Here is a 23,968-nt window from a genome sequence, read left to right as displayed (position 1 = left end):
AAATCGTCGTCGCTGGAGACGACTTTTTCGAGCTCCGCGTTGACTGAGGCGAACTCACCCTGCTGCCTGTCGCACCATCCGCACTTCGCGCACTCCGTCGTAGTCGTCGGTCTTCACTGTGCCGTCGGCTACGAACCCGTTCTTCGAGTAGAACGCTTGGGCACGCGGATTCGGATCCGCCACCCACAGTGCAGTCGTCACGGACGGATCGATGACTGCGTCGAGGAGGTCCTGGCCGACGCCCGTGCCGTGCATGGAGCGATAGGCGTAGAGCACGTAGAGGTGCCGGTCCTCAGGACGCGCTGCCCGGGTGCTACCGTGTTCGCCACCCGCGTCGATGTCGTCCTCGGCAGATTCCGTATTCTCGGGCGGGCCAGCCATGGCGATGCCGACGATCTCCCCGTCGGATTCGGCGACGGCGCAGGTGAACTTCGACGGAGCCGCCTCGGCGAGGATTTGCGTCCACATCTGGCGGCGTCGATCAATGAGGTCGGGGGCATCGAGGAGTTCGTCGGGCATGATCCCGCGGTAGGTCTCGAGCCAGGTGTCGACGTGGACGCGCGCCATGGCTGCAGCATCGGCGGGCTCGGGCGGGCGAACTGCGTGGGTCATGACTGGATGCTACCGGCCGACGCGGCCAGGAGGATCGTTCTCCGGCACGAAATATTCACCTGACCTGCACCTGCCGACAAACAGCTGTCCAGCCGGGGCACCCAGGATCGAGAGAGTGAGAGCGAACCGCGAACCAGTCACCGCCGTCGAATCACCAACCTCGGGCCACCCACTTCCTCAACCGCTCCGGCCGTCACCACCCGGTCCTCGGAACACCGGTGGGGGAGCCGTCGCATTCGAGCCGGTGGCAGCACCATCGCCCACCGACCTCGAGCTGCCGATGGGCCCGCGTACTCGGCTGTACCGCTTCTTCGAAGCCCTGCCGGCGGCGATCAGCTTCACTGCGGTCGGGCTCGTATTCATTCTGCCGTTCGTCGACGCAATGCTCGGAGCGGTCTATGTGCTCTCGATCGTCGGGCTGATGTTCGTCCGCGCCATGCTCGGCGCGATCGACGTCGCCCGCGGGTTCCTCCGCTACCGACGCAGCGCTCGCGTCGACTGGGCGGCACGCCTGACGGACCTGGAGCGAGCCCTGGACGGACGTCCCTCACTGGCGCACCCGCGCGGCGGGTTCCGGGCCGCTGACCACGCCGCCCTCGTCGCTCAAGTCAGTGCCGATCCGACCTCGGTCATGCGGCCATCGACCCTGCTCCACGCGGTCGTCGTGGCTGCGTACAACGAGCCCTATCCGGTCATCGCCGACACCATCCGCACCCTGTTGCACACCTCGACGAGACCCGAACAGCTCCTCGTCTTCTTCGCCCATGAGGAACGGGGAGGACCGGCGATGGCTGAGACCGCTCGGCGGCTCGAAGCCGAGTACGGCCACCGGTTCGGGGCCTTCGTCCTCGTCGAGCATCCGGTCGGACTGCCCGACGAGATCGCCGGCAAGGGCGCGAACATCACGTACGCCGGTCACCGCCTGGCCGAATGGGTCCGTGAGCAGGCCATCGACCCACGCCGGGTCATCGTCACGAGCCTCGACTGCGACAACATTCCGCACGAGTCCTACTTCGACTGTGTCGCCTACGAATATGCGGTCGCGCCCGACCGGGAACGGCTGTCGTTCCAGCCGATCAGCCTTTACATCACGAACATCTGGGACGTGCCCGCACCATCGCGAGTGGTCGCCAGCGCCAACTGCTTCTGGAATCTCACGACCACTGTCCGCAGGCTCGCACTGCACAACTTCGCCTCCCACGCGCAGCCGCTGACCGCTCTGGTCGAAATGGACTTCTGGTCGAAGCGGACCATCGTCGAAGACGGTCATCAGTACTGGCGCAGCTGGTTCCACTTCGAGGGGGACTACCGGGTCGTACCCATCCACGTCCCGATCTTCCAGGACGCGGTGCAGGCGGAGACGTTCAGGACGACCATGGTCGCTCAGTTCAAACAGCTCAGCCGCTGGTCGTACGGCGCCTCTGACGTTCCCTATGTCGGGGTCCGAGTGTTCGCTCCCGGAGCCCGCGCACCGTTCTGGGCCGGAGTCATCCGCTTCCTCTCCCTGCTCGAGGGACACGTCAGTCTCGCCTCGATCTCGATCATCATCGCCATCGGTGGCTGGATCCCCTTCGTCGTGGCCACACAGACGGGGCAGGCCACCTCGTTGGTCGAGCGCATGCCGATGACTGTGGGCATCATTCAGCAGGTCGGCATGGTCGGCCTCATCGTCTCGATCGCCGTGTTCAATGCGCTGCTGCCGCCTCGCCCGATCCACGTCCCGCGCGAACGCCGCGTGACGATGTGGCTACAGTGGCTGCTCTATCCGCTCACGCTGCTGCTGTTCAATTCCTCGACCGCGCTGTACTCGCAGTGGTGCCTGCTCACCGGCCGCTACCGCGAACGCTTCGACGTCACCGAGAAGATGACCGGCGGACGCTCCAACTGACGCGTCGCCGAGGCAGTCAGTTGACTGACCGGAGCACGTACCCCATTTCCGTCGCCCGGTTCGAGGTCTACGCTGGGAACTGAGCCCCAGCGTTCACAGAGTCAACGGTGCTGCCGGTTCCCGGAGCCGCAGTGCCGTCCAGCCGAGGAGAGTGTCATGGCCGACACCGACAGCACGCGAGCCGCCCGACACGAAACTGAGCATTTCGACTGCATCATCAGCGGAGGCGGCCCCGCCGGAATCGTGGCCGGCCTGCTGCTGGCCCGTGGCGGGGTGAGAGTCGTCATTCTCGAGAAGCACGAGGACTTCTTCCGCGACTTCCGCGGCGACACCATCCATCCGTCCACTCTGCGCCTCCTCGACGAGCTGGGCCTCTACCATCGGTTCGCCCGAATCACCCACCGTCGAGTGAGCCATATCAGCCTCCAGGATCGGAACGGCGAGGATTTCGTCCTCGGCGACCTGTCGCGACTGAACACCGCGCACCCTTATATGACCATCGCCCCGCAGTGGGACTTCCTCAACCTGCTCGCCGAGGCGGGCGAGGACGAACCGGGATTCGACCTGCGGATGGGCACAGAGATGTCGTCCCTGATCTGGGACGGCGACCGTGTCATCGGCGTCCGCGCGGTCGGGGCCGACGGCGAGACCGAATTCCGGGCCCCACTCGTCGTGGCCGCCGACGGCCGCTGGTCGAAGGCGCGGGAGGAGGCACGACTTCCGGTCCGCGAACTGCATTCCGGGATCGACGTGTGGTGGTTCCGGATCGACACCGAGGCGGAGCTTCCCGACTCCGTGGCACCCCGCTCACACGACGGCAGCGTCTTCGTTGCGATTCCGCGGGACGGGCACGTGCAGATCGCCCGGCTCATTCCGAAGGGTGAGGACGCACGATTCAGGGCGGAGGGTGTCGAAGCGCTGCGCAACGCGGTAGCCGGAACCTTCCCAGCCCTCGCCGCGGATGTCGAAGGAATCGAGATGGACGAGGTGAAGCTGCTCGACGTGCGTCGAAATGAGGCACCGAGGTGGTTCGTCGACGGTCTGCTGTGCATCGGAGACGCGGTGCACGCGATGAGTCCACTCGGCGGAGTCGGCGTCAACCTCGCCGTCCAGGACGGCCTGGCCACGGCTCAGCTGCTTGCCGATTCGCTCCGCGCCGGCGAAGTGCCGATTCGGCAGCTGCGACGGGTCCAACGCAGACGCCTGTTGACGACGAAGGCCGTCGAACTGCTGCAGGGCGGCATCCACCGGATGATCGAACCCGTCGTCCACCACGGTGGCGACGTTCGCCCGCCGGCGCCGTTGGAATGGCTGCTGAGGACCTTCCCCGCGCTCACCGTGGTGCCGGCGCGTATCCTCGGCATGGGAATCACCGCAGAACGCGCCCCGGATTTTGCGCGACGCGAGGAACCGGCATTCGAAGGAGCAGGATGAGCCAGATCCTCCGACTGCGCCCCTTGGCTCCCGCCGATGAAGCGGTGATGCGGGACTTCCATGAGCAGCTGCGGGCCGACGACTTCGCATTCCTCCAAGCCGAGGGCACGTGGGACGACATCATCGCCACCCACGAGCGCGAGGCCCGCGGAATCGATCTCCCACCGGGACGAGTGCGCGCGGAATTCCTCGTCGCCGAGGCGGACGGTCGCCCCGTCGGCCGCACCTCCATTCGTTACGAACTCAACGACTTCCTGTTCGATCTCGGCGGGCACGTCGGCTATGCGGTCGCCCCGGGAGTTCCGTCGCCGAGGATACGCCCAGCAGATCCTGTCACGTTCGGTCGAACGTCTTCGCTCGGCCGGGGTCGAGAGCGTGCTCGTCACGTGCGATGTTACGAACATCGCCTCGGCAAGTGTGATCGAACGGTGCGGGGGAATCCTCGAGGACGTGCGCGGAAGCAGTGACGGACCGCCGAAGCGGCGTTACTGGATCGGCGCGGATTCCGGTTTTCCTCAATCGGCCTCGACGGTCAGCACTAGTGCCTCTGCGACGGCGGATCCGTAGAGTCGAAGACATGAATTCACTATTCGACTCCATCCGCAGAATCGGTTTCCGTCGCGGTCCCGACCGCATCCTCGGTGGTATCGCCGGGGGCCTCGCCGAGGTGACCGGCATCAACGTCTGGATCATGCGGCTCATCGTCTTCGCCTCGTTCCTCCTCCCCGTACTCGGAATCGGCGCTTACCTCGTCGCGTGGATCCTCACCCCGTGGCAGGACAATTCGATCCCGCTGCAGCAGGTCTTCGGCGGTCGCTCGATTCAGTGACAGCGGGTCGGCGGTCGGCAGATACTTCACTGACACTCTCGTCGGTGTAGACGACGTACTCATCGCAGCGCGCCGGTCAGGTGCTTCGACGTCTATGCCCGTGCCGAGGTCGCAGCCAACCACGGAGAGTTCCTCGGGCTCCTGGTGAAGATCGCCGGTGCGAAACGCGTCCTCGAATTCCGCACCCTGGAGCCGGAACTACCAGACCTGCGGCGATCTGCGGTAGTAGACGTCGACCGGATCCAGGTCGAACGTCGGAGCGTCGAAAAACGTCCAGATGAGGAGGACGATCGTGATGGGGAAGAAAGCGACGCCGAGGTAGCTCCACATGCCCCTCCAGAATCCGACGCGTCTGCCGCTGTGCTTGAGCGAGACGACTCCGCACAGCGCCTGGCCGGGGGAGACCGTGCAGCCGTAGAGGGCTCCGAACACCAGCGCCATCAGCGGATAGCTGGCGAGAGCAGCTCCGGTAGCAGCATCGAGCGAGATGATGTTGATCCCGGCGAGGGCAATGGCGACACCGACGACCGTGCCGGTGCAGTAGAGGACGAAGATCGCGTCGAGGATCCTCGCCCACCAGCGCCTGCCCGACGGCGCTGGAGTCAGCTGACCGCGGTTGCGCCAGGGCCCTGGGCCGTGGATGGCGGGCCCAGCCTGGGCGCGGTAGTTCGAACTCATTGTGTATATCCTTCTCGCTGCTGTCCGGTCGACGACTCCGACTCTATGCGGTCGCCCGTCTGCAGGGGGTGCTCGTCAGGAAACATCCTGTGTCAGTCCCGGTACAGCCGCCCTCAACTTCCCTCAACGGACAGAGAAGGATCGTGGACGCGTTCGACGAATGTGGAAGAACCCCCTCACCGCATTGACTGTGGGCGAGGGGCTTCTTCTTATCCCTGGGCGTGTTCGAGTTGGGCCACTCTGCCCCGCGAAATTTCGAGCACTGCCGCAACGTCAGAGACGTTTAGGTGTTGAGCGCGAAGTTCCCGCACAATTTCCCGATTCTTCAAACCGGCCTCAGCCTGGAGCTCTATCGCTCGTGCGGTCGCCTCTTTTGATTCTTTGATCTTCTGGGTGAGATCGCCAAGTTCGGGGACGATGTGAACTTCTGTTTCTGAGTGGTCAGTGTCGGGCTCGATGGTGTCTAAGTAGTCGATCACAGGTATTGCTGGACTTGTCTTTGTCTGGGTGTTGATCCGACTGGCGGTCGTTCGGAAACACTGCTGCGGGACCCTCAGCCGCGGTCGGGTCGGATCGGCAATCGCGTTGAGGATTCAGATAAACACCTGCACATCCTCGACACTCAATGTTTCGCCCGTCAGTCTCTAGCAGTAGGTGGTAGTGGCACCTATTATGCGACTCAATCCCTGTCTGAGCGGCTGTTCAGGATTGGACGACTCCTTAGATAAGAACTCTTTTGGCATCACCTGGAGACCTACAGGTGATGCTGATGACGAAATGCGAAAGACATTGCCGACTGAAGCGTGACCGACGACAGCCTTGACACTCGTCTGAGTCTCCAGGGGCGAGGGACGGGCATTGAGGCCGAATCAGCGGCAGCGAAGAATCAAGGCCCCAGTCGGTTCGACCTAGTCGGCAATCGTAGTCTCGAATCTCGATTTCACATGCACAGGCGTCTACTTAGGTAAGGAGACTCGTGTCCGATCCGGTCCTCGTCAGTGCGGTCGTCTTCCGTGACGAATCCGGCCGTATTCTCACCGTCCGGAAGCGGGGCACCGATTGATGGGAGGCGTGGCTGACTCTGCGCTGGCTGCTGGAGGCTCTGTCCACGGAGTGATTCCCCAAAGCCTTGTCGACGGCGAGATCGAACATTCGGGACTCACGCGGCTCGACGTCGTTGCCGACATGCACGCTCGCAAGAGCCGGATGGCGGAACTGGCCGATGGTTTCGTTGCCCTGCCCGGTGGTGCGGGGACGTTTGAAGAACTTTTCGAGGTAGCAACTGGGCCTGCATGCTAAGCCCATCGCCTTATATGACGTAGGCGGTTTCTGGCGGCCGTTGGCGATGGTCGATCAGATGGTAGCGAGCGGCTTCATCTCATTGCGGTTTCACGAATCACTCATCGTCAGCGAAGAACCCGGTTTCCTCCTCAAGGAGATGGCACATTGGCGACCGCAAACTCCGAAGTGGTTGGCTCAGTCGGCGAGGAATAGACCAGTTCGCCGACGTGTCGACGGTTGCCTGACGTTGCCACTCAGCTGTTGTTGGCCGTGAGGTAGTTGTCACTGAGGCGGTGGTCTCTGGTCGGCCAGGGTTATAGCGATAACCGCTCCACTCTCGGTGCACGGCTGCAGCTGATTGCCTGTCAGAAATGACACACCCCCGAAGCGGTGAGCTTCGGGGGTGCATCATTCCTGTTCAGGCTGGGTGGGCCCCGTGGGGATCGAACCCACGACCCGCGGATTAAAAGTCCGCTGCTCTACCAACTGAGCTAGAGGCCCCGCCCCATCACAAGCGCAGGACACAGGCCTGCTGACGCATGATGGAGACGAACCAATAGTAGAGCTTCGCGGCCGAATTACTCAAACCAGGGCCTGCCGTCGAGAGGAGCCCGTCGACTCCGTCCCGGCGAAGCCCCGCGGCTCACTTCTCCAGTCCGCGCCGATCCTCAGCGGTGTACGTACGAGGCAGACCGTCCGGGGCCTCAAGCTCCTCGGGATCCGTGGGTTCGATGACAGAGGACTCGATCGCCTTGTTCTTCTTCAGCTTACCGAGCAGCGCCGAAACGTATTTCAGGTTCGACAGCAGCTTGTGGTCCTTCTTCGGGGCAACGTATTCGGGGTCGGTCTCGATCGGGAAGATCGTCGGCGCGGCACCGAAGGCCTCTGTCGACTCCGCTGCGACCTTGCGGGCCATCTGCCCGTTGACGATGGCACCGATGACGGCACCGACGCCGAAGGGCAGCAGACGTCCGACCAGCGAACCGCCGACACGGGTGGCGAACTTGCGGATGAAGGTCTTGCGCAGCTTGCGCACCAGCAGATCGACCAGGGGAGCGGGCAGCTGCTTGGTCACGGTGGCACCCCAGCTGCCGAACATCGACTCCACTCCGCCGTTCTGCTTGCTGAACTTCTGGACGAGGTTCTTCCCGTCCTTGCCCAGCATCAGGCCGAGCACCAGGGCATTCGCCCGTTTGGCATCGGCGACCGGCAGTCCGTGGATCTCCGAGATCGCCTGCGCGAACAGCGCGGTTCCCTCCAGGAATCCAGCGGTCTCAACACCGGCGACACCCAGTGCCGCGGTCGTGCCCAGGCCAGGGACGGCAGCGGTCGCACCGACTGCGGCACCGCCCGAGGTCGTCAGGGTCAGATAGTGCCGACGAATGATCTTGATGAGCTCTTCGGGGGTCGCATCCGGATGCCGGCGGCGCAGACTGCGCACATATGCCAGCGCGACGGGCCGCTGCACGGACAGCAGACGCGACAACATCGACTGGGCGCGGGGATTGAGGGTGCCATCGTCATTGACTGCCAGCTTCGCAGCCTTGTCGAGGCCCTTCTTCGCCACTGATGATTTTGCCACGAGAGTTCCTCCTCGTTTCGGTCACTCGCGACTGCGGGTCGCAGACACGAATCTTCGGCCAGTTTAATAGCCCCCGTTGTGAGTCCGGGGAGCAGAAGCTGACCGTGCGGCGAAAGCCCGAATGTGCTCCACGTCCTAGTCCCCGCATGCCCCGGGGGACTAGACTGCCCAGACCATGTCACAGCGCGCATTCCATCGTCCCGTTCCCCTGGCCGACCTCGATGCCGTCGGTGCCGCCGACGACCCCGTCGCCCGCTCGGAGACCTCGCACGCCACCGCGGCACTGCTCCTCGGTGATGCAGACGGCAACCGCGACGAGGCGGCCACCAGGCGATTCGTCGAACTCGCCGATGACATCGGCTTCGAGATCATCGCCGAAATGTGGTCCGCCGCTCCCGCCGTCTCCGCGCCCGGCGCACTGTGGCGCCTCTACGCCCTGCGCCAGTGGATCAGAACCGCACCCCGCGAACTCTCCGAAATGTTCGCCGACGGACAACGCCGCATCACCGAAGGCATCGGCTACGACGAGATCCTCGCCGGAGTCGAACTGCCCGCCGGGCCCGACGAGGTGGCCCACGCGATCGATGAGATCCTCGTCGGGGCCTTCCGCGGCGACGTCGTCATCGCCTTGCTGCGGGCCGCCGCCTTCGTCGGCATCTGCGCATCCGGCACCGACGACCGCGACACCGCCGCCCGCCTGCGGCAGCTCTCCCAAGACCTCTCCGACGCCGCGGTCGCCCATCGCCGAGGCAGCCTCGACTGATCTTCGGTCCACAGGCAATTCATTCGCCGAGGCGGCCCCACCCGATCGAATGAGCGCGGTCCCCGTCGGGACCGGTTATTCCCACCCGACCACGTGATCGACTGTGAGATTCTCAACGGACGAAGAGCCGCCTCGGCGGTGGATTCATGAACATGACCGAGTATCGTAGGGGGTGGCCTTCGGGCCACCGGACGCTGGATCGCTGAAGCCCCGGGCTCCAAATTCAGCCGCTTCGAGCGGCCTTCCGCCGAGAGGCGCTCTCGGTTCAGCGTCCGGCACATATCATTGAGGCATCATGCATATTCGTCCGGCTTGTCCGGGCCCCGGGCAGGAGGAGAGCATGCGGCTCAAGCGGGTACCGCAGGACAAGGTGTTCTATGAGCGGTTGTCCGATCTCGTCTCTCAGATGCGCCAGTGCAACCTGGTGCTCGCTGAACTCTCCGGAATCGAAATCAGCGAACGACGCGACGTCGCCGACCGCCTCCGCGAAATCGGGGACAGAGCCGATGAGGACATGGGCGCGATGCTCCGCGCACTGCGCGAGAACTACATCACCCCGTTCGACCGCAACGACCTGTACCTGCTCAGCCACCATATGCGCGATATCTGCCACCGGCTGCACGGAGTCGGTTACGTTCTCGCCTCCGGAGCCTTCGACCCGCTGCCCTCCGGCGTTCCCGAGACCCTGGCCGTACTGTCGAATCAGACTGATCACACCTCGCGGATGATCACCCGGCTGCCGGGCAAGCTCGACCAGTGGGACTACGTCGACGCGATCAACCGGCTGACTTACCAGGTCGAGAGCCTGCAGTGGCGGATGTCGGACGCGGTGCCGAACTCCAAACGGGGACTGACCTATATGGCGGCCGTGTCCCAACTCGGGCAGGCTTTCGTCCGGGCCGCCCACGGGTTCACCGAACTCGGCAAGGTCGTCGCAGCCATCGCAATCAAGGAGTCGTAGTCCGTGGAGCTGCTCCTGGCGGCAGTCGTCATCGCCGCGGTGATCTTCGCCGGCTCGAACGGATTCCACGACGCCGCCCTGACCGTCGGCAACGCGGTCGTCGGACGAGCGATGCGTCCGGGCTGGGCGCTCAGCCTGGCCGTCATCTTCAACTTCATCGGCGCGCTCCTCGGTGAGGGCATCGCCATCGTCGTGGCCAACCAGATCGTGCTCTTCTCCGGGTCTGCCGATCTCATCCTCACCAGCCTCATCATCGCTTTCGTGGCGGCGACGGCGTGGAGCCTGTTCACCTACTATCTGGCCCTGCCGGTGTCGTCGACCCACTGTCTCATCGGCGGGCTGCTCGGCGCGGGAATCGTATTCGGCTTCTCGGTCAACACCGGTGAGGCGATGGACTCCGTGGTGTGGCCGCTGGTTCTCTCACCCATCCTGGGGTTCATCCTGGCGTGGGTGCTCACGCTCATCCTGTCGAAGACTCTCGCGTCCACCCCGCCGAAACCGCTGTTCCGCGGTGCGCGGATGGTCGATTCGGTGCTCACGGCGGCCCTGTCGCTCGTCCACGGAGTCCAGGACGCGCAGAAGGTGGCGGCCTTGGTCATGGTCGGGATCCTCGCCGTCGAGGCGACTCCGCACGATGGGCTGTCCATAGTCGAGATCTCCTGGCCGGTGCGCCTCCTCATCGCCGCGGCACTGGCTCTGGGCACGGGACTGAGCGGGTGGCGAGTGGTCCAGACGCTGTCCGTGCGCATGGTCCGCCTCGACCCGCTCAAATCCTCCATCGCCGACGGCGCGGCCACAATCCTCATGTACACCGCGGCCCTGATCATGAGGGTCCCGGTGTCGCTGACCTTCGTCCTCGGATCATCGATCCTCGGCACCCAATACGCCGGGCGCAAGGGCCACGCCAGGGCCCGGTACTTCGTGCCGATGTTCGCCGTCTGGCTCCTGACGATCCCGGCCGCCGCGCTGTTGGCCGTGGTGCTCGGGTGGATCGTCAAGGCCTCCGTCGGACTCTGACGATTCAGCCCCGAGGCTTCCGCCCGAAGACGATGCCGGTGGTGATCATGGCCGCGGCGAGGACGAAGTGCAGCCAGTTGTCGGCGGTGTTGAGCCCGACGAAGTTGCCCATCGACTCCATCGGAATCACCATTCCGTAGATCCACAGCACCGCATAGATGATTCCGCCGACGACGAGGTAGTTCTTCGCCAGTGCACGCGACCGCAGTCCGAGCATCCCGACGACTCCGAAGAGCAGGTGGACGATGTTGTGGAGCACTGTGACCTGGAAGAGGCCGAGCAGCGCCGCGTCGGTGTGGTGTCCGGCGAAGCTGATCGAGCTGAGATTCGCGGTGATGCCCGGGACGAATCCGAGTATGCCCACGAGCAGGAACACTGCACCGAAGAGCCCGGAGACCATCTGCACCTGCGAACGCGCACCGCGTGCAGCGGCGGGCGACTGTGACGACATCGAGATATTCATGACGTTCCTTTCCCAAAGGTGGCTGGTATCGGTGATTCGGAGCAGATGCCGATTCGGATGGCCGACGGGCGAAGTATTTCGGCAGCGCCTTCCTGAACGGTCCCTTCGGTATCCGTGATGTCTCCTGTGGGTGGATCCACCTGGACAACGGCATCGATGTCGAGGAGGATCCACCCACAGGATCAGCCGGCGAACGGACCGTACGTAGCCAACAGGTTGCCCTTGCTGGTGCGCTGCACGTCTTTGAGCGCCAGCCTCGTCGTCGTTCCGCCCTCGAAGAGGGACCGACCGCTGCCGGCGACGACCGGGTGGATGGCCACCGTCAGTTCGTCGACGAGGTTCGCTTCGACGATCTGACGGACGATCGACATCGAACCCTCGATGGCGATCTTGCCGCCTTCGCCGGCTTTGAGATCGCGGACGAAGTCAACGAGGTCGCACCGGATGAGTGTCGAGTTCTCCCACTTGAGGTCAGGCTGCGACAGCGTCGTCGAGGCGATGTGCTTGGGAGTCGAGTTGATGAAGTTCGCGAACGGTGCGTCCTCGCCTTCCGTGTGGTTCGGCCAGTGGTTCTCCCACTCCTGGTAGGTGACCCGGCCGAGGATGCAGTCGTCGACTCCTCCGATGGCCGTGGTCATCCATTCGCCCATCTCCTGGTCGAAGGAGTCGAATTGGAAGTTGAACGGATCGGATGCGATCCCGTCGAGTGACTGGAACAGTGCGGCGATGACTGTGCGTGGCATGGCGATCTCCTCATTGAGTGTCGGGCGGGGTTTGAGCTTCATGCGGACCATTGCGCTCTATGTGGGCTCATGTGTTTCGTGCGGGCCGTGAATCCCGATATCCGTTTAAGTTCAGAAAGTGAACTGTGGTTTCAATAGTGAACTCACATTGCTATGCTGTCAAGCATGAAATCGTACGGACAGTTCTGCGGTCTTGCTCGGGCAGCCGAGGTGCTGGGGGAGCGATGGTCGCTCATCATCCTCCGCGATCTCCTCGTCGGTTCCAAGCGCTTCAACGAGCTTCGGCAGGGAAACCCCGGAATTCCCTCGAACCTCCTGACCACGCGATTGCGCGAACTCGAAGCAGCAGGAATTCTCGAGCGCAGCATCGACGGGCGCAGTGTGGTCTACTGCCTCAGCGACTACGGTTCGGAACTCGGTCCGGTGCTCATCGAACTCGGTCGCTGGGGATCACGGCGCATGCTTGAGGCACGTGAGGGTGAGATTCCGACCGACAGTTCCTTGGCCGCCGCGTTGCTCACCTCTCGCACCGAGGCGAAGGTGCGGGCTTTCAAGGTGGAAGTGACGGCCTGCCCAGCGGTCGCTCATGCTGAAGTGGATGAGTCGGGCGTGAACGTGGCCGAAGGCGCCGATCCGACCGCGCAGCTGTTCATCAGCGGCCAGGGTCTGCGGGGCCTCCTTGCTGATGGTGATGCGGAGACGGCCGTGGCTGCCGGGACGGTATCCGTCGACGGGGACGAGTCGCTGCTGACTGAGTTCGTTCGCGCCTTCCGCGCACCTCTCGATGACGATAACGGCAACGCGGCGCGAGAGAAATAGGCACCGATGGCTCCTGCGGTGAGAGAACCGCGGGGCGGATCGTCCGGGAGGGTGCATTCTCTGGTCGATCCGCGGTGATTGTGGAGCTCAGAACGCCGCGGATCGACCAAACAATGACATGTCACGGACGAATCCCGCCGGCGCCTGCCGGATCGCGCACCGGATCGCCCCAACGCAAAGTGGTCGTTTTGGTCACGTTCCGCTGAGCAGAGCGTGACCAAAACGACCACCGAGTGACGCGCATTATTTCGGCGAGGCGCTTCGGCTCTCCTTGCGCCGAGGCGGCGGCAACCCGCACCTTCACGTCAAGGCGGAGACAGAACCCGCCGGGTGGGCGCGCCTTCAGATCATCCGAAGCGACCGGAGATGTAGTTCTCGGTCTCTTCCTTGTCCGGGTTCGAGAAGATCGTCGAGGTCTCGTTGAACTCGATGAGCTTTCCGGGCTTGCCGGTGCCGGCGATGTTGAAGAACGCAGTCTTGTCGGACACACGAGCCGCCTGTTGCATGTTGTGAGTGACGATGACGACCGTGTACTTGTCCTTGAGGTCGTTGATCAGGTCCTCGATCGCCAGGGTCGAGATCGGGTCGAGAGCCGAGCACGGTTCGTCCATGAGCAGGACCTCGGGTTCGACGGCGATCGCGCGGGCGATGCACAGACGCTGCTGCTGACCGCCGGAGAGACCCGAGCCGGGCAGGTTGAGGCGATCCTTGACCTCGTTCCAGAGGTTCGCGCCGCGCAGGGCACGTTCGGTGAGATCGTCGGCTTCGGTCTTCGACATGCGCTTGTTGTTCAGGCGCACACCGGCGAGCACGTTCTCCTTGATGCTCATCGTCGGGAACGGGTTCGCCCGCTGGAAGACCATGCCCACCTCGCGGCGGACGTTGACTGGGTCGACGCCGGCACCGTAGATGTCATTGCCGTCCATGAGGACCTCACCGGAGACGCTTGCGCCGGGGATGACTTCGTGCATGCGGTTCAGCGTGCGCAGCACCGTGGACTTGCCGCAGCCCGAGGGGCCGATGAAGGCGGTGACGGAGCGCGGCTTGATCTGCATCTGCACTCCGTCGACGGCGCGGAAGTCGCCGTAGAAGATGTCGAGATCCTTGATGTCGATCTGCTTGGACATTGTGTTTCCTATCCGTGGAAATGGGTGAGTCTGGAGGTCTGTGGGCAGTCGCCGGTCAGCGTCCGGCCTTCGGTGCGAGCACCTTCGCGATGATGCGGGCGAGCAGGTTGAGCACCATGACGAGGGCGACGAGCACAAGGGCTGCGGCCCAGGCGCGTTCCGAGCTGGCCAGGGCGGCGGCTCCCGGCGAGACCGGGCGCAGCTGCGAGTCGTAGATGAACGTCGGCAGCGTCGACATCCAACCGGAGAAGAGGTTCCAGTTGAGCGTCTTGGCGAACCCGGCGGTGACCATGATGGGTGCCGTCTCACCGATGACGCGGGCGATGGCGATGGTGACACCGGAGAGGATTCCCGACACCGAGGTGGGCAGAACGATCTTCACGATCGTCTTCCACTTCGGCACGCCGAGTGCGTAGGAGGCCTCGCGCAGGTCCATCGGCACCAGGCGGAGGATCTCCTCCGTGTTGCGCACGACGATCGGAATCATCAGCACCGACAGTGCCACGGCGGCGGTGAAACCGGTTTTGGCGATTCCCGCAGAACCGGGCATGAGCACATTCGCGATCGTGGAGAACAGAGCGAAGGCGAAGAGACCGGCGACGATCGAGGGGATACCGGTCATCACGTCGACGAGGAAGGTGATCGCCTTGCCCAGGCGGTTCTTGTTCGAGTACTCGACGAGGTAGATGGCGGTGAGGACGCCGATCGGAATCGAGATCACGCAGGCGGCGAGCGTGATGAGCACGGTGCCGACGATGGCGTGGTAGAAGCCGCCGGCCAGAGTGGCCTCACCGGCGACGTACTGCTGATCGAGGACGCCCTTCATGCCGAGCATGGTGCGGGTGAGCAGGTCGCCGCTGATGGCGGCCCCTCCCTTGGACACGGTCAGCCACAGCAGCGAGATGAGGGGAACGCATGCGAGGACGAACGTCGAGGTGACGATGGTGGTCGCGATCCGGTCGACGGCCTTGCGGCGGCCTTCGTAGGACGCGGAGACCGCGAAGACGGCGATCGCGTTGATGAGGCCGGCGAGGACGGCGACGACGGGGATGTTGAAGCCGCCGAAGGCGATGAAGCTGATGACGATCGCCACGATGATCGAGGCGACGGCGACGATCCACGGGGTGGCCTTCGGGAGCTGTTTGGAGGTGAGCTTCGCCGGTTTCGACACGGCCGCCTCGGTGGTGGTGTTCGTGGTGGGCATGGTTCTCAACTTCCCTTCACCGAGGTGCGGGCGACAATGGCGCGGGCTCCCATGTTCACCAGCAGGGTGATGACGAAGAGCACGAGGCCGACGGTGATGAGCTCGGACAGGCGCAGCCCTGCGGCCTCGGGGAAGTTCTGCGCGATCTCGGACGCGATGGTCTGGTTGCCGCTGACCACGAGCGAGGCGGTGAGGACGCCGGGCGAGAGGATCATGGCCACGGCCATGGTCTCACCGAGGGCGCGGCCGAGGCCGAGCATCGTGGCCGAGACGATCCCGGACTTGCCGAAGGGCAGCACAGCCATGCGGATCATCTCCCAGCGGGTGGCGCCGAGGGCCAGTGCCGCCTCTTCCTGCAGACGCGGGGTCTGGAGGAAGATCTCTCGGGTCAGGGAGGTGATGATCGGCAGGATCATGATCGAGAGCACGAGCGAAGCGGTGAGGAGTGTGCGGCCCGTCTGCGACACGGATCCGTCCTCGGCCGGTGCGAAGATCGGAATCCAGCCGAACCACTTCGACAGCCACAGGTAGAAACCGGTGAGGTTGCCGGCCAGCGCGATGCCCCACAGGCCGTAGACGACCGAGGGGATGGCAGCGAGCAGGTCGATGACGTACCCGAGCATCGGAGCGAGCCTGCGCGGGGCCATATGCGTGGTGAACAGCGCGATGCCCAGCGAGAAGGGAGTCGCGACGATCAGCGCGATGGCCGCGGAGATGAGCGTGCCGATGACCAGCGGCCAGACGTAGGAGAAGAAGCCCTTGCCGCCGGTGATCTGGGAGGGATCGCTGATCTGCGCCGTGATGGTGTCCTTCGACTGGGCCAGAAGGAACAGGGCGACTCCGGCGAGTATCACGAGGATCAGGATGCCGGCGATGAGCGTGGCGGCGGAGAAGATGCGGTCGCCGGGCCGGACGACGGCCTTCGGCTGCCGAGCTGCCGGGGTCTGCGGCGGCTTCTGCCCGGACTCGGGCGTGGAGCCCGGCCCTGCGGGGCCCGACTCAGTGGTCTCTGTGCTGATCGGCACAAGTACTCCTCATGTGACTTGTGGTGGAACCAGGGTGGTTCCATAGGCGCGGAAAAGCGGCGCAGGGCTCCTGCGCCGCTCCCGACTGGCTATTTCTCCAGGTCAAAGGCTGAAATCAGCCTGCAACCTTGATCGAGTCGATGACTTCTTCGATCTGCTTGCGCAGGTCGTCCGACAGAGGTGCGGATCCGGCGGAATCGGCAGCGGACTTCTGTCCCTCTTCCGAGACCACGAACTTCTCCCAGGCCTTGACCATGTCCACGGTCTCCTGGTCCTCGTAGGACGAGCAGACGAGGTGGTAGGACACGAGCACGATCGGGTAGGCGCCGGACTCGGTGGTGTCGCGGGCCAGGTCGAAGGCGAGGTCACCTTCGCTGCGGCCTTCGACCTTCTCGGAGGCGTCGACGACCTTCGAAGCGGCCTCGGGGGAGAGCTCGACGAACTCTTCACCGACCTTGACCTTGGCGGTGGAGAGTTCACCGACGGCCGAAGCATCCGCGTAGCCGATGGCTCCGTCGGTGTCGGAGACGGTCTGGATGATTCCGTCGGTGCCCTGCGCAGCCTCGCCGCCGTACTCCTTCGGGAAGTTGCCGTCGACCTCGGCGTCCCAGTCCTTCTCGGCGGTGGCCTTGAGGTACTCGGTGAAGTTCTCGGTGGTGCCCGAGTCATCGGCGCGGTGAACGGCGGTGATCTTGAGGTCCGGGAGGTCAGCGTCCGGGTTGTCGGCCTTGATGGCCTCGTCGTTCCAGTTGGTGATGTCGCCCTTGAAGATCTTCGCGATCGTTGCGGGGGAGAGGTTGAGCTCGTCAACGCCCTCGACGTTGAAGGTCACAGCGATGGGGGAGATGTAGACAGGGAACTCATAGGCTCCGTCGGCGCCGCAGGCTTCCTCTCCGGCCTTGACCTCTTCATCGTCGAGGTGGGCATCGGAACCGGCGAACTGAGCGTTTCCGGCGAGGAACTGCTCACGGCCGGCACCCGATCCGTCGGGGGAGTAATTGACGGTCACACCGGAGTTCTGCGAGGTGAAGTCCGCTGTCCAGGCATCCATGGCTGCCTTCTGCGAGGAGGCGCCGATGCCGGTCAGGGTGCCCTGCAGGTCACTGCTGCCGCCGGAGGCCTCTTCACCGGTGGCGGACTGGCCGCCGCAAGCCGAGAGGGTGATGGCGCCGACCGCGAGGATCGCAGCGGAGGGGGCGAGATGCTTCATCTTCACGAAGATGCCTTTCATGTTTGTGGACACAGCTCGAGAGTTCTCGATTGCTCGTCATCCACGCTAAGGATCACGCGTGAAGTGCAAGGAGTTGAAACGTGAATGGAAGGTGAATGAGGGGCGAAGGGTTGGAACCGTCGTGAGTGCTCGATCACAGATTTCGTCGGTTTCATGAAAGGATCGTTGTCGGGACCGGCATTCCCCCGCTGAGGCGGCCCGGCCAACGCGCGTGCTCGACCGTCGAGGCGGCCCACCCAGTGCGCATGCTCGACCTTGAGAATCGGCTCGCTCGTGGGTCGTGCGCCGCGGTCAGCTGTCGATGGGGCGGACGCGTTCGATCTCGACGATGCGCGGCACCGGACCGGGTCGCACATAGGCGATGAGGACCTCACCGGGTTTGAGATACGGATCGTCCTTGGGCAGCTTCGCCTCCACCCGTTTCGGGGCATGGGCGGCATAGACGGAGAAGATCGTGGGCAGCACCGGCCGGTGCGTGCAGTAGATGACTGGTTTGCCCTTCGCCAGCAGCTTCTCGATATAGCGGGCGGTCTTGTCCGGGTTCGCAGCGGTGGCCTTCTCGCTGAGCGTCGACACCTTCTTGATCGACTTGCCCGTCGCCGCCGACAGCGGAGTCAGCGTCGCCATGCAGCGCTTCCACGGACTCGAGACGAGCTTGCGGACGCCCCAGGCTCCCAGCAGCCCGGTCAGTGCCATGGCCTGTCGGGTGCCGAGTTTGAGCAGGGGCCGCACATGCTCGGTTTCGTACCACTTCGCCCGCGGGAACGCCTTCCCGTGGCGGACGAGGATGAGCGGCCACGCCCGCAGGGCCTCCGTCTCAGCGAACTTCTCCAGCGCGTCGAGCTGTTCCCGGTCCGCGAACGACGTCAGCTTCGACCGGGCCTTGTTGACAGGGAACCAGCCGGCCGTGTCGACCTCTCGCTTGTTCACCGGGGCGAAGTCCGCCTCGTCCTTGACCTCGGCCGACCAGTAGAAGACCTTCTTCAGCGTGTTCTTGCCGACCGTGTACTCGGCCGACGGCAGAGGGATGCCGAGGTGGATGTCGAACCCCGTCTCCTCCTTCACTTCGCGGATCGCGGCCTCCGGCAGCGTCTCACCCGGGTCGACCTTGCCCTTGGGCCACGACCAGTCGTTGTACTTCGGGCGGTGGATGAGCACCACCTCGAGACCTTTCGGGCCGTGTCTCCAGCAGACGGCCCCGGCGGCCAGGACATCGGCGGTGACGCGCGATGACGCCTGTGCCGAGGCGACCTCGGACTGACTCACGCCTCATCCCCGATTCGCCGACGATTCCGGTGCCGACGGATGAGCTCCGTCTGATAGTCGGCGAGGATGCCGCCCTCGTCGTCGTGAGTCCGCCGGGTCCATCTGCCGTCACTGGACAGATCGAATGCCGAGGTGGTCGGGGCGAAGACAAGATCGAAGAGTTCGATGATCTCCGCCCGGTGACCGTCATCGACGATCTGCACGAGCGCTTCGACCCGACGGTCGAGGTTGCGGTGCATCATATCTGCCGAACCGATGTAGACGATCGGGTCGCCGTTGTTGCCGAAGACGAAGGCGCGGGAGTGTTCGAGGAAGCGTCCGAGCACGGAACGCACGGTGATGTTCTCGCTCAGACCTTCGATGCCCGGGCGCAGAGCGCAGATTCCGCGGACGAAGACTTCGACGGCGACCCCGGCCTGGGATGCCCGGTAGAGGGCGTCGATGATGGCTTCGTCGACGATCGAGTTGACCTTGATCCGCACCTGCCCCGCTCCGCCGGACTGTGCGATCGCGATCTCGGAGTCGATGAGGTCGATGAGTCCGGTGCGCACATTGCTGGGGGCGACGAGGAACCGTGAATATTCGGACTTCGGCGCATAGCCGGAGAGCTGGTTGAACAGCTTCGTCAGATCATCGGCGACGGCCCGATCACGTGTCAGCAGCCCGAAGTCCTCATAGCCGCGGGCGGTCTTCGGGTGGTAGTTGCCGGTGCCGACGTGACAGTACCGGGCCAGCCCGTCAGCCTCCTGACGGACGACGAGGGAGAGCTTCGCATGGGTCTTGAGCCCGACGATTCCGTAGACGACATGGACGCCGGCGCGCTCGAGCTTGCGGGCCCAGGTGATGTTGGCCTCCTCGTCGAACCGGGCCTTGATCTCGACGACGGCGAGCACCTGGATGCCGGCCTGTGCGGCATCGACGAGGGCGTCGATGATCGGCGAATCCCCGGAGGTGCGGTAGAGCGTCTGCTTGATCGCCAGCACGTTCTTGTCCGACGCCGCCTGTTCGAGGAAGGCCTGCACGCTCGTGGAGAACGAATCGTAGGGGTGGTGCAGGAGGATGTCCCGGCTGGCCACCGCGTCGAAGACGTCGACCTGGTCGCTGGATTCCCGCAGCGACAGGTCCTTGTTCATCTGTGGAACCATCTTCGGATAGTGCAGGTCATCGCGCGGCACATCGGCGATATCGGACATGCCGGACAGGTCCAGCGGGCTCGGCAGGTGGTAGATCTCCGAGTCGTGGATGCCCAGTTCGTCCTTGAGCATCTCGAGGACGCGGGGGTGGATGTTCTCTGTGATCTCCATCCGCACGGCCGGACCGAAACGCCTGCGCAGCAGCTCCTTCTCCAGAGCCTTGAGCAGGTTCTCCGCATCGTCCTCTTCGACCTCGAGGTCCTCATTGCGGGTCACGCGGAAGGTCGAATGGTGGACGATCTCCATGCCGTCGAACAGAGTCCCGAGGTGTTCGGCGATGATGTCCTCGAGGGCGACGAAGCGGGCGGGGACGTCGCGTCCGGCGGGTCGGTCGGTCGCCTCGGCGACATTGAAGAACCGCGGCAGGCGCGGGGGAACCTTGACGCGGGCGAAGAACTCCTTGCCCGTCTCCGGCGACCGCAGGAGCACGCCGAGGTTGAGCGAGAGACCCGAGATGTACGGGAACGGGTGCGCCGGATCGACGGCCAGCGGGGTGAGGACGGGGTAGACGTGGCCGAAGAAGAATTCGTCGACGCGGTGGCGCTCACCCTCGGTGAGGTCCTCGACCTGGACCTTCGTGATCGATTCCGCGTCGAGGCGGGGACCGATATCGTCCTTGAGCAGGGCGGCATGCCGGCTCATCAGCTCGAATGCGCGCACCCCGATATCGTGCATGACCTGCGCGGGCATGCGGCCGGTGACGCTGGGCACGGCGAGACCGGTGTTGATGCGGCGTTTGAGACCGGCGACGCGGACCATGAAGAACTCGTCGAGGTTGGTCGCGAAGATCGAGAGGAATCGGACGCGTTCGAGCAGCGGGATCTCCGGATCCGAGGCGAGATCGAGGACGCGTTCGTTGAAGGCCAGCCAGCTGAGTTCACGATCGAGGAAGCGATCTGCCGGGTCGGGCAGTCCCAGCTCCTTACCCGAAGCCGCGATGTCGTACAACGCTCTACTCCTTCTCGTCCGTCGACGCCGTGCTCGCAGAATCAGTGCCGGTGACCTTTGCGGAGGCCGGTGCATAGGCCACGTGCGCGACCGCGACATGGAAACCCAGTCGCTCGTACAAGCCTAGCGCCGGGGCGTTGTCCGATTCGACGTAGAGTTCGATCGTCTCGGCGCCGGCGGTCACCATCCGCCGCATTCCCTCGACCGTCAGCGCCTTGCCCACGCCCTTGGCGTGGATGCGCGGATCGACCCCGACGACATAGACCTCGCCGAGGCGGCCCTCATCATCCGTGTCCGTGATCTTCGTCTGGTGGAATCCGATGACCTCGCCATCGCGGGCGGCGATGATGAAGGTGGTCGGGTCGAAGTCCGCAGCGGTGACGACGGCATCGATATCGGCGCGGGTCTGGCCGCCCTGTTCGGGATGCCAGTCGAAAGCGGCGTTGTTCACGGTCAGCCAGCCGTCCTCGTCGCCGGGAGCGAAGGAGCGGATCTCGACCCCTTCGGGGCTCCGCGTCTCGGGGAGGGCGTCGAGACTCAGCCCGGTGTCCGTGCGCATCTGATAGAGCACCCGGTCACGGCCGAGACCGTACTTCTGCGCGAGGTGGGCAGCAGCCGGATGGTCACCGTGCGACCAGCACCAGGCTTCGGGCTCTTCGTCGAGGATCGTTCTCAGCAGCTGTTCGCCCAGGCCCTGACCGCGATGGTCGGGGGCGATGAGGAATTCGGCCGCGTGACGATCGCCCTGCAGGGCGCGGATTCCGAACCCGATGAGAGTCTCACCGTCGAACACGCGCCAGACGCTCGAGGCGGTCTGCGCCTCGTGGGCGGTGTCCTCACCGGTGGCAACGGCCATGAGCCCGCCGGAGATCTCGGGGGCGCCATCGGTGGCCGCCACGTCATCGAGGAACTTCAGCTCATCCTCGGTGAGGGTGTCGATCGGGGTGGAGGTGATTGCTCCGCTGGCCTGGATTCTCATGCCGTCACGTCCTCTGAATCTGTGTCTGTGACGCTGTCGGCGCTGAAGCGGTAGCCGACGTTGCGCACGGTGTGGATGGCGTTCTCAAGGTCTTTGCCGAGTTTCGCACGGAGGCGGCGAACATGCACGTCAACGGTGCGGGTGCCGCCGAAGTAGTCGTCGCCCCACACGGCGAGCAGGATGTCGTCGCGGGTGAAGACGCGTTCGGGGTGCATGGCGAAGAACTTCAGCAGGGCGAACTCGCGGTAGGTGAGGTCGAGGCTGCGTCCGCCGAGCTCGGCGGTGAACGCCGTCTCGTCGATGCGCAGATCCCCGGTGACGACGACCATCGGTTCGCCATCGGCATTCCACATTTCCTCGCCCGTGTCGCCGAGGCGGCCAGACGTTCCGGGTCCGCCTCCTCGGGCGGTGCCGACGGGGCCGCGTCCGGTGCGAACCGGTCCCCGGCCCCCGGCGTCGCCCTTCGCGCCGAGCGGGCCGGACCCGGCATGCAATCCGCCGGGGAATCCGCTGCCGGAATGAGCTGACGAGGATGCGGCGTGACGGTCACGGGCCACGCGCAGCCGCGCTTCCACCTCGGCGGGGCCGGCAGTGGTGAGGATGAGGTCGGACACGTTCCATTTCGCCGAGGCGGTCGCCAGTCCGCCCTCCCCGAGGACGACGATGACGGGGGCGGTGATCCGCGCCTCGGCGAGCAAGTCGGAGATGCGCGGGGCCAGGGACAGATCGAGGCAGGCGTCGGCGATGACGACGTCGACCGCGGCGGATTCGGCCCGGCGGCTGGGCAGGTCCTCGGCGGCGCAGCGGTCGATCTGGTGACCGAGGTACTGCAGAGATTCGGGAGCGAGCGGGGCGTCGAGCCTGGCCGTGGGGCAGATGTGCAGAATCCGCATGTGCTGCATCCACCTCCTCGGCGCCCGTTGTCTCGCCCGTCCTCTGAGGAAGAGTATAGCGAGGCCCCGGCCGGGGCAGCTCCGACGCGCTGCCGCCGGTGGTTACCGTGGGTGTCGCCGGATAAGGCACGATAGTGCTGTGATCAGATGGATTCGAGTAGCCGTCGCCCTGGTGCTGGTGTTGGCCCTCAGTGCCTCCGTGTACTGGGGCTATACGCTGTTCCTGCTGGCGACCGGGCTCATCGTCTTCGGCGTCGCCTATGGTTGGCCGCGTCTGACGGACTCCCCGCAGCCGCGGGCGACCTCGATCATGCTCGCCCTCTTCGGCGTCGGCGGACTCTACGCCGCCTGGCAGGACTCAACGGCTCCCTACCTCGACTGGCTGCCCGTGCTCGCGGGACTCGGTCTGCTGTGGACCTTCGTGCAGAACCTCACCCGCGGAATCGGTGCCTCCTATGCGGTGGCGAACGTGTCCGCGCAGGTCTCCGGTCTCGTCATCGTCCTGTCCGCGAGCACCTGGGTTGCGGCGATCACGGTCCCCGGTGACAAGGAGGCCATCGTCATCGGCCTCGCCTCGCTCATCGTGGCGCAGTGCATGACCGCGCTGCCGTGGCCGGCGATCTACACCTCGCCGTTGGCCATCGCCATGTCCACGGCCGTGGCGGGGATCCTGTCTGTGCTCGTGTTCGCACCGGCGATCTCCTTGGCCATGGCGCTCATCCTCGGTGTCATCATGGGCCTGCTCGTGGCAGCGGTCGATCGGATGCTCGGGCTCGTCGCCTATGCGAAGTTCCAGGCCGCCAACCTCGAGGCCTCACAGAACATCGAGGTGAAGAAGAACGTCGAGAAGGCTCGCAGCTTCGCCGTTCAGCTCGCCCTCGGTGCCGCTCCGATCGCTCTCGGCGGAGTCGTCGTCTACGCACTCGAACGCGTCGCCTCCTGACCTGGGCTGAATGCACATCACTTTGTCAGGAACTGTAGACTGGGAGCATGGAAAATCTTGTTGCTCTCGAAATCGTCTTCTCCAGCCTC

The 23,968-nt window shown here is 64.6% G+C and carries 24 protein-coding genes and 1 tRNA gene; 10 read left to right on the top strand and 15 right to left on the bottom strand.

All coding sequences use genetic code 11. From position 1 onward, the window contains the following. Positions 1–54 precede the first annotated feature (54 nt). A complete protein-coding gene (locus tag LJ362_RS14450) occupies positions 55–612 on the bottom strand; it encodes a GNAT family N-acetyltransferase (protein ID WP_264799725.1) in 558 nt (185 codons plus the stop codon). 244 nt (positions 613–856) lie between these two features. Here LJ362_RS14450 and LJ362_RS14445 point away from each other — a divergent pair, with 244 nt between their 5' ends. The 4 genes from LJ362_RS14445 to LJ362_RS14430 all read left to right on the top strand — a co-directional run bounded on the left by LJ362_RS14445 (position 857) and on the right by LJ362_RS14430 (position 4,763). After that, positions 857–2,500, top strand: coding sequence for a hypothetical protein (locus tag LJ362_RS14445; protein WP_264799724.1), 1,644 nt, complete (start codon positions 857–859; stop codon positions 2,498–2,500). Between the two features lie 156 nt (positions 2,501–2,656). After that, on the top strand, positions 2,657–3,934 hold the full coding sequence (locus LJ362_RS14440; RefSeq protein ID WP_264799723.1) for an FAD-dependent oxidoreductase: 1,278 nt from the start codon (positions 2,657–2,659) through the stop codon (positions 3,932–3,934). Positions 3,935–3,994: 60 nt separating this feature from the next. Next, complete coding sequence (locus LJ362_RS16990) at positions 3,995–4,501, top strand: GNAT family N-acetyltransferase (protein WP_320109130.1); 507 nt, start codon at positions 3,995–3,997, stop codon at positions 4,499–4,501. A gap of 10 nt (positions 4,502–4,511) precedes the next feature. Continuing rightward, positions 4,512–4,763 (top strand): PspC domain-containing protein, encoded by a 252-nt coding sequence (locus LJ362_RS14430; RefSeq protein WP_264799721.1) that lies wholly within the window; start codon positions 4,512–4,514, stop codon positions 4,761–4,763. Between the two features lie 198 nt (positions 4,764–4,961). Here the strand turns inward: LJ362_RS14430 and LJ362_RS14425 are convergent, their stop codons facing one another. Continuing rightward, a complete protein-coding gene (locus LJ362_RS14425) occupies positions 4,962–5,441 on the bottom strand; it encodes an RDD family protein (RefSeq protein ID WP_264799720.1) in 480 nt (159 codons plus the stop codon). Positions 5,442–5,650: 209 nt separating this feature from the next. Continuing rightward, on the bottom strand, positions 5,651–5,920 hold the full coding sequence (locus LJ362_RS14420; protein ID WP_264799719.1) for a hypothetical protein: 270 nt from the start codon (positions 5,918–5,920) through the stop codon (positions 5,651–5,653). Positions 5,921–6,503: 583 nt separating this feature from the next. On the opposite strand from LJ362_RS14420, the gene LJ362_RS16985 reads away from it, so the two are divergent. Further along, complete coding sequence (locus LJ362_RS16985; RefSeq protein WP_320109177.1) at positions 6,504–6,740, top strand: LOG family protein; 237 nt, start codon at positions 6,504–6,506, stop codon at positions 6,738–6,740. Between the two features lie 410 nt (positions 6,741–7,150). Here the strand turns inward: LJ362_RS16985 and LJ362_RS14415 are convergent. Then, positions 7,151–7,223, bottom strand: a tRNA-Lys gene (locus LJ362_RS14415). Between the two features lie 142 nt (positions 7,224–7,365). Then, positions 7,366–8,304, bottom strand: coding sequence for a hypothetical protein (locus LJ362_RS14410; RefSeq protein ID WP_264799718.1), 939 nt, complete (start codon positions 8,302–8,304; stop codon positions 7,366–7,368). A gap of 175 nt (positions 8,305–8,479) precedes the next feature. Here LJ362_RS14410 and LJ362_RS14405 point away from each other — a divergent pair, with 175 nt between their 5' ends. The 3 genes from LJ362_RS14405 to LJ362_RS14395 all read left to right on the top strand — a co-directional run bounded on the left by LJ362_RS14405 (position 8,480) and on the right by LJ362_RS14395 (position 11,045). Further along, complete coding sequence (locus LJ362_RS14405; RefSeq protein ID WP_264799717.1) at positions 8,480–9,067, top strand: hypothetical protein; 588 nt, start codon at positions 8,480–8,482, stop codon at positions 9,065–9,067. A 340-nt stretch (positions 9,068–9,407) separates the two neighbouring features. Continuing rightward, entirely contained in the window at positions 9,408–10,028 is a 621-nt protein-coding gene (locus tag LJ362_RS14400) for a DUF47 domain-containing protein (RefSeq protein WP_101543807.1), read from the top strand. Between the two features lie 3 nt (positions 10,029–10,031). Then, positions 10,032–11,045, top strand: a complete 1,014-nt coding sequence (locus LJ362_RS14395; RefSeq protein ID WP_264799716.1) for an inorganic phosphate transporter — start codon at positions 10,032–10,034, stop codon at positions 11,043–11,045. Between the two features lie 4 nt (positions 11,046–11,049). Here the strand turns inward: LJ362_RS14395 and LJ362_RS14390 are convergent, their stop codons facing one another. Both LJ362_RS14390 and LJ362_RS14385 read right to left on the bottom strand, forming a co-directional pair. Beyond that, entirely contained in the window at positions 11,050–11,508 is a 459-nt protein-coding gene (locus tag LJ362_RS14390; protein ID WP_264799715.1) for a DUF4383 domain-containing protein, read from the bottom strand. 182 nt (positions 11,509–11,690) lie between these two features. After that, positions 11,691–12,251: a dihydrofolate reductase family protein gene (locus LJ362_RS14385; protein ID WP_264799714.1), complete on the bottom strand. Its 561-nt coding sequence runs from the start codon at positions 12,249–12,251 to the stop codon at positions 11,691–11,693. Between the two features lie 165 nt (positions 12,252–12,416). Here LJ362_RS14385 and LJ362_RS14380 point away from each other — a divergent pair, with 165 nt between their 5' ends. Then, complete coding sequence (locus tag LJ362_RS14380; RefSeq protein WP_264799713.1) at positions 12,417–13,070, top strand: winged helix-turn-helix transcriptional regulator; 654 nt, start codon at positions 12,417–12,419, stop codon at positions 13,068–13,070. 347 nt (positions 13,071–13,417) lie between these two features. Here the strand turns inward: LJ362_RS14380 and pstB are convergent, their stop codons facing one another. From pstB to LJ362_RS16980, 8 genes are all read right to left on the bottom strand, one after another. Further along, on the bottom strand, positions 13,418–14,197 hold the full coding sequence (gene pstB / locus LJ362_RS14375; RefSeq protein ID WP_264799712.1) for a phosphate ABC transporter ATP-binding protein PstB: 780 nt from the start codon (positions 14,195–14,197) through the stop codon (positions 13,418–13,420). Between the two features lie 55 nt (positions 14,198–14,252). Further along, a complete protein-coding gene (pstA, locus tag LJ362_RS14370) occupies positions 14,253–15,401 on the bottom strand; it encodes a phosphate ABC transporter permease PstA (protein WP_264799711.1) in 1,149 nt (382 codons plus the stop codon). Positions 15,402–15,406: 5 nt separating this feature from the next. Then, positions 15,407–16,297, bottom strand: a complete 891-nt coding sequence (pstC, locus tag LJ362_RS14365; protein WP_264801861.1) for a phosphate ABC transporter permease subunit PstC — start codon at positions 16,295–16,297, stop codon at positions 15,407–15,409. 244 nt (positions 16,298–16,541) lie between these two features. Then, on the bottom strand, positions 16,542–17,642 hold the full coding sequence (gene pstS / locus LJ362_RS14360; protein ID WP_413774257.1) for a phosphate ABC transporter substrate-binding protein PstS: 1,101 nt from the start codon (positions 17,640–17,642) through the stop codon (positions 16,542–16,544). Between the two features lie 306 nt (positions 17,643–17,948). Beyond that, complete coding sequence (locus LJ362_RS14355; RefSeq protein ID WP_264799708.1) at positions 17,949–18,923, bottom strand: NUDIX hydrolase; 975 nt, start codon at positions 18,921–18,923, stop codon at positions 17,949–17,951. After that, complete coding sequence (locus LJ362_RS14350) at positions 18,920–21,064, bottom strand: RNA degradosome polyphosphate kinase (protein ID WP_264799707.1); 2,145 nt, start codon at positions 21,062–21,064, stop codon at positions 18,920–18,922. The genes LJ362_RS14355 and LJ362_RS14350 overlap by 4 nt, the downstream gene beginning before the upstream one ends. 4 nt (positions 21,065–21,068) lie before the next feature. After that, the gene (gene mshD / locus LJ362_RS14345; RefSeq protein ID WP_264799706.1) at positions 21,069–22,043 is read right to left on the bottom strand and encodes a mycothiol synthase; all 975 of its coding nucleotides are present in this window, start codon (positions 22,041–22,043) and stop codon (positions 21,069–21,071) included. Beyond that, entirely contained in the window at positions 22,040–22,945 is a 906-nt protein-coding gene (locus LJ362_RS16980) for a winged helix-turn-helix domain-containing protein (protein ID WP_320109129.1), read from the bottom strand. The genes mshD and LJ362_RS16980 overlap by 4 nt, the downstream gene beginning before the upstream one ends. 130 nt (positions 22,946–23,075) lie before the next feature. Between LJ362_RS16980 and LJ362_RS14335 the strand changes: the two genes are divergently transcribed. Then, a complete protein-coding gene (locus tag LJ362_RS14335; protein ID WP_264799705.1) occupies positions 23,076–23,879 on the top strand; it encodes an ammonia permease in 804 nt (267 codons plus the stop codon). The last annotated feature ends 89 nt before the right edge of the window (positions 23,880–23,968 follow it).

This window comes from Brevibacterium sp. JSBI002 (genome assembly GCF_026013965.1).
In the GTDB taxonomy this organism is placed as follows: domain Bacteria; phylum Actinomycetota; class Actinomycetes; order Actinomycetales; family Brevibacteriaceae; genus Brevibacterium.
Note: the sequence above shows the minus strand (reverse complement) of the source record. Positions and strands in the feature narration are given on the sequence as shown.

Bases quoted from the DNA above. Each gene is read 5' to 3' on its own strand.
- pstA (WP_264799711.1), bottom strand. From the start codon at position 15,401: ATGCCCACCACGAACACCACCACCGAGGCGGCCGTGTCGAAACCGGCG.
- LJ362_RS14380 (WP_264799713.1), top strand. From the start codon at position 12,417: ATGAAATCGTACGGACAGTTCTGCGGTCTTGCTCGGGCAGCCGAGGTG.
- LJ362_RS14450 (WP_264799725.1), bottom strand. From the start codon at position 612: ATGACCCACGCAGTTCGCCCGCCCGAGCCCGCCGATGCTGCAGCCATG.
- LJ362_RS14430 (WP_264799721.1), top strand. From the start codon at position 4,512: ATGAATTCACTATTCGACTCCATCCGCAGAATCGGTTTCCGTCGCGGT.
- pstB (WP_264799712.1), bottom strand. From the start codon at position 14,197: ATGTCCAAGCAGATCGACATCAAGGATCTCGACATCTTCTACGGCGAC.
- LJ362_RS14400 (WP_101543807.1), top strand. From the start codon at position 9,408: ATGCGGCTCAAGCGGGTACCGCAGGACAAGGTGTTCTATGAGCGGTTG.
- mshD (WP_264799706.1), bottom strand. From the start codon at position 22,043: ATGAGAATCCAGGCCAGCGGAGCAATCACCTCCACCCCGATCGACACC.
- LJ362_RS14440 (WP_264799723.1), top strand. From the start codon at position 2,657: ATGGCCGACACCGACAGCACGCGAGCCGCCCGACACGAAACTGAGCAT.
- LJ362_RS14385 (WP_264799714.1), bottom strand. From the start codon at position 12,251: ATGCCACGCACAGTCATCGCCGCACTGTTCCAGTCACTCGACGGGATC.
- LJ362_RS14405 (WP_264799717.1), top strand. From the start codon at position 8,480: ATGTCACAGCGCGCATTCCATCGTCCCGTTCCCCTGGCCGACCTCGAT.
- LJ362_RS16980 (WP_320109129.1), bottom strand. From the start codon at position 22,945: ATGCAGCACATGCGGATTCTGCACATCTGCCCCACGGCCAGGCTCGAC.
- LJ362_RS16985 (WP_320109177.1), top strand. From the start codon at position 6,504: ATGGGAGGCGTGGCTGACTCTGCGCTGGCTGCTGGAGGCTCTGTCCAC.
- LJ362_RS16990 (WP_320109130.1), top strand. From the start codon at position 3,995: ATGAGCAGCTGCGGGCCGACGACTTCGCATTCCTCCAAGCCGAGGGCA.
- LJ362_RS14390 (WP_264799715.1), bottom strand. From the start codon at position 11,508: ATGAATATCTCGATGTCGTCACAGTCGCCCGCCGCTGCACGCGGTGCG.
- LJ362_RS14425 (WP_264799720.1), bottom strand. From the start codon at position 5,441: ATGAGTTCGAACTACCGCGCCCAGGCTGGGCCCGCCATCCACGGCCCA.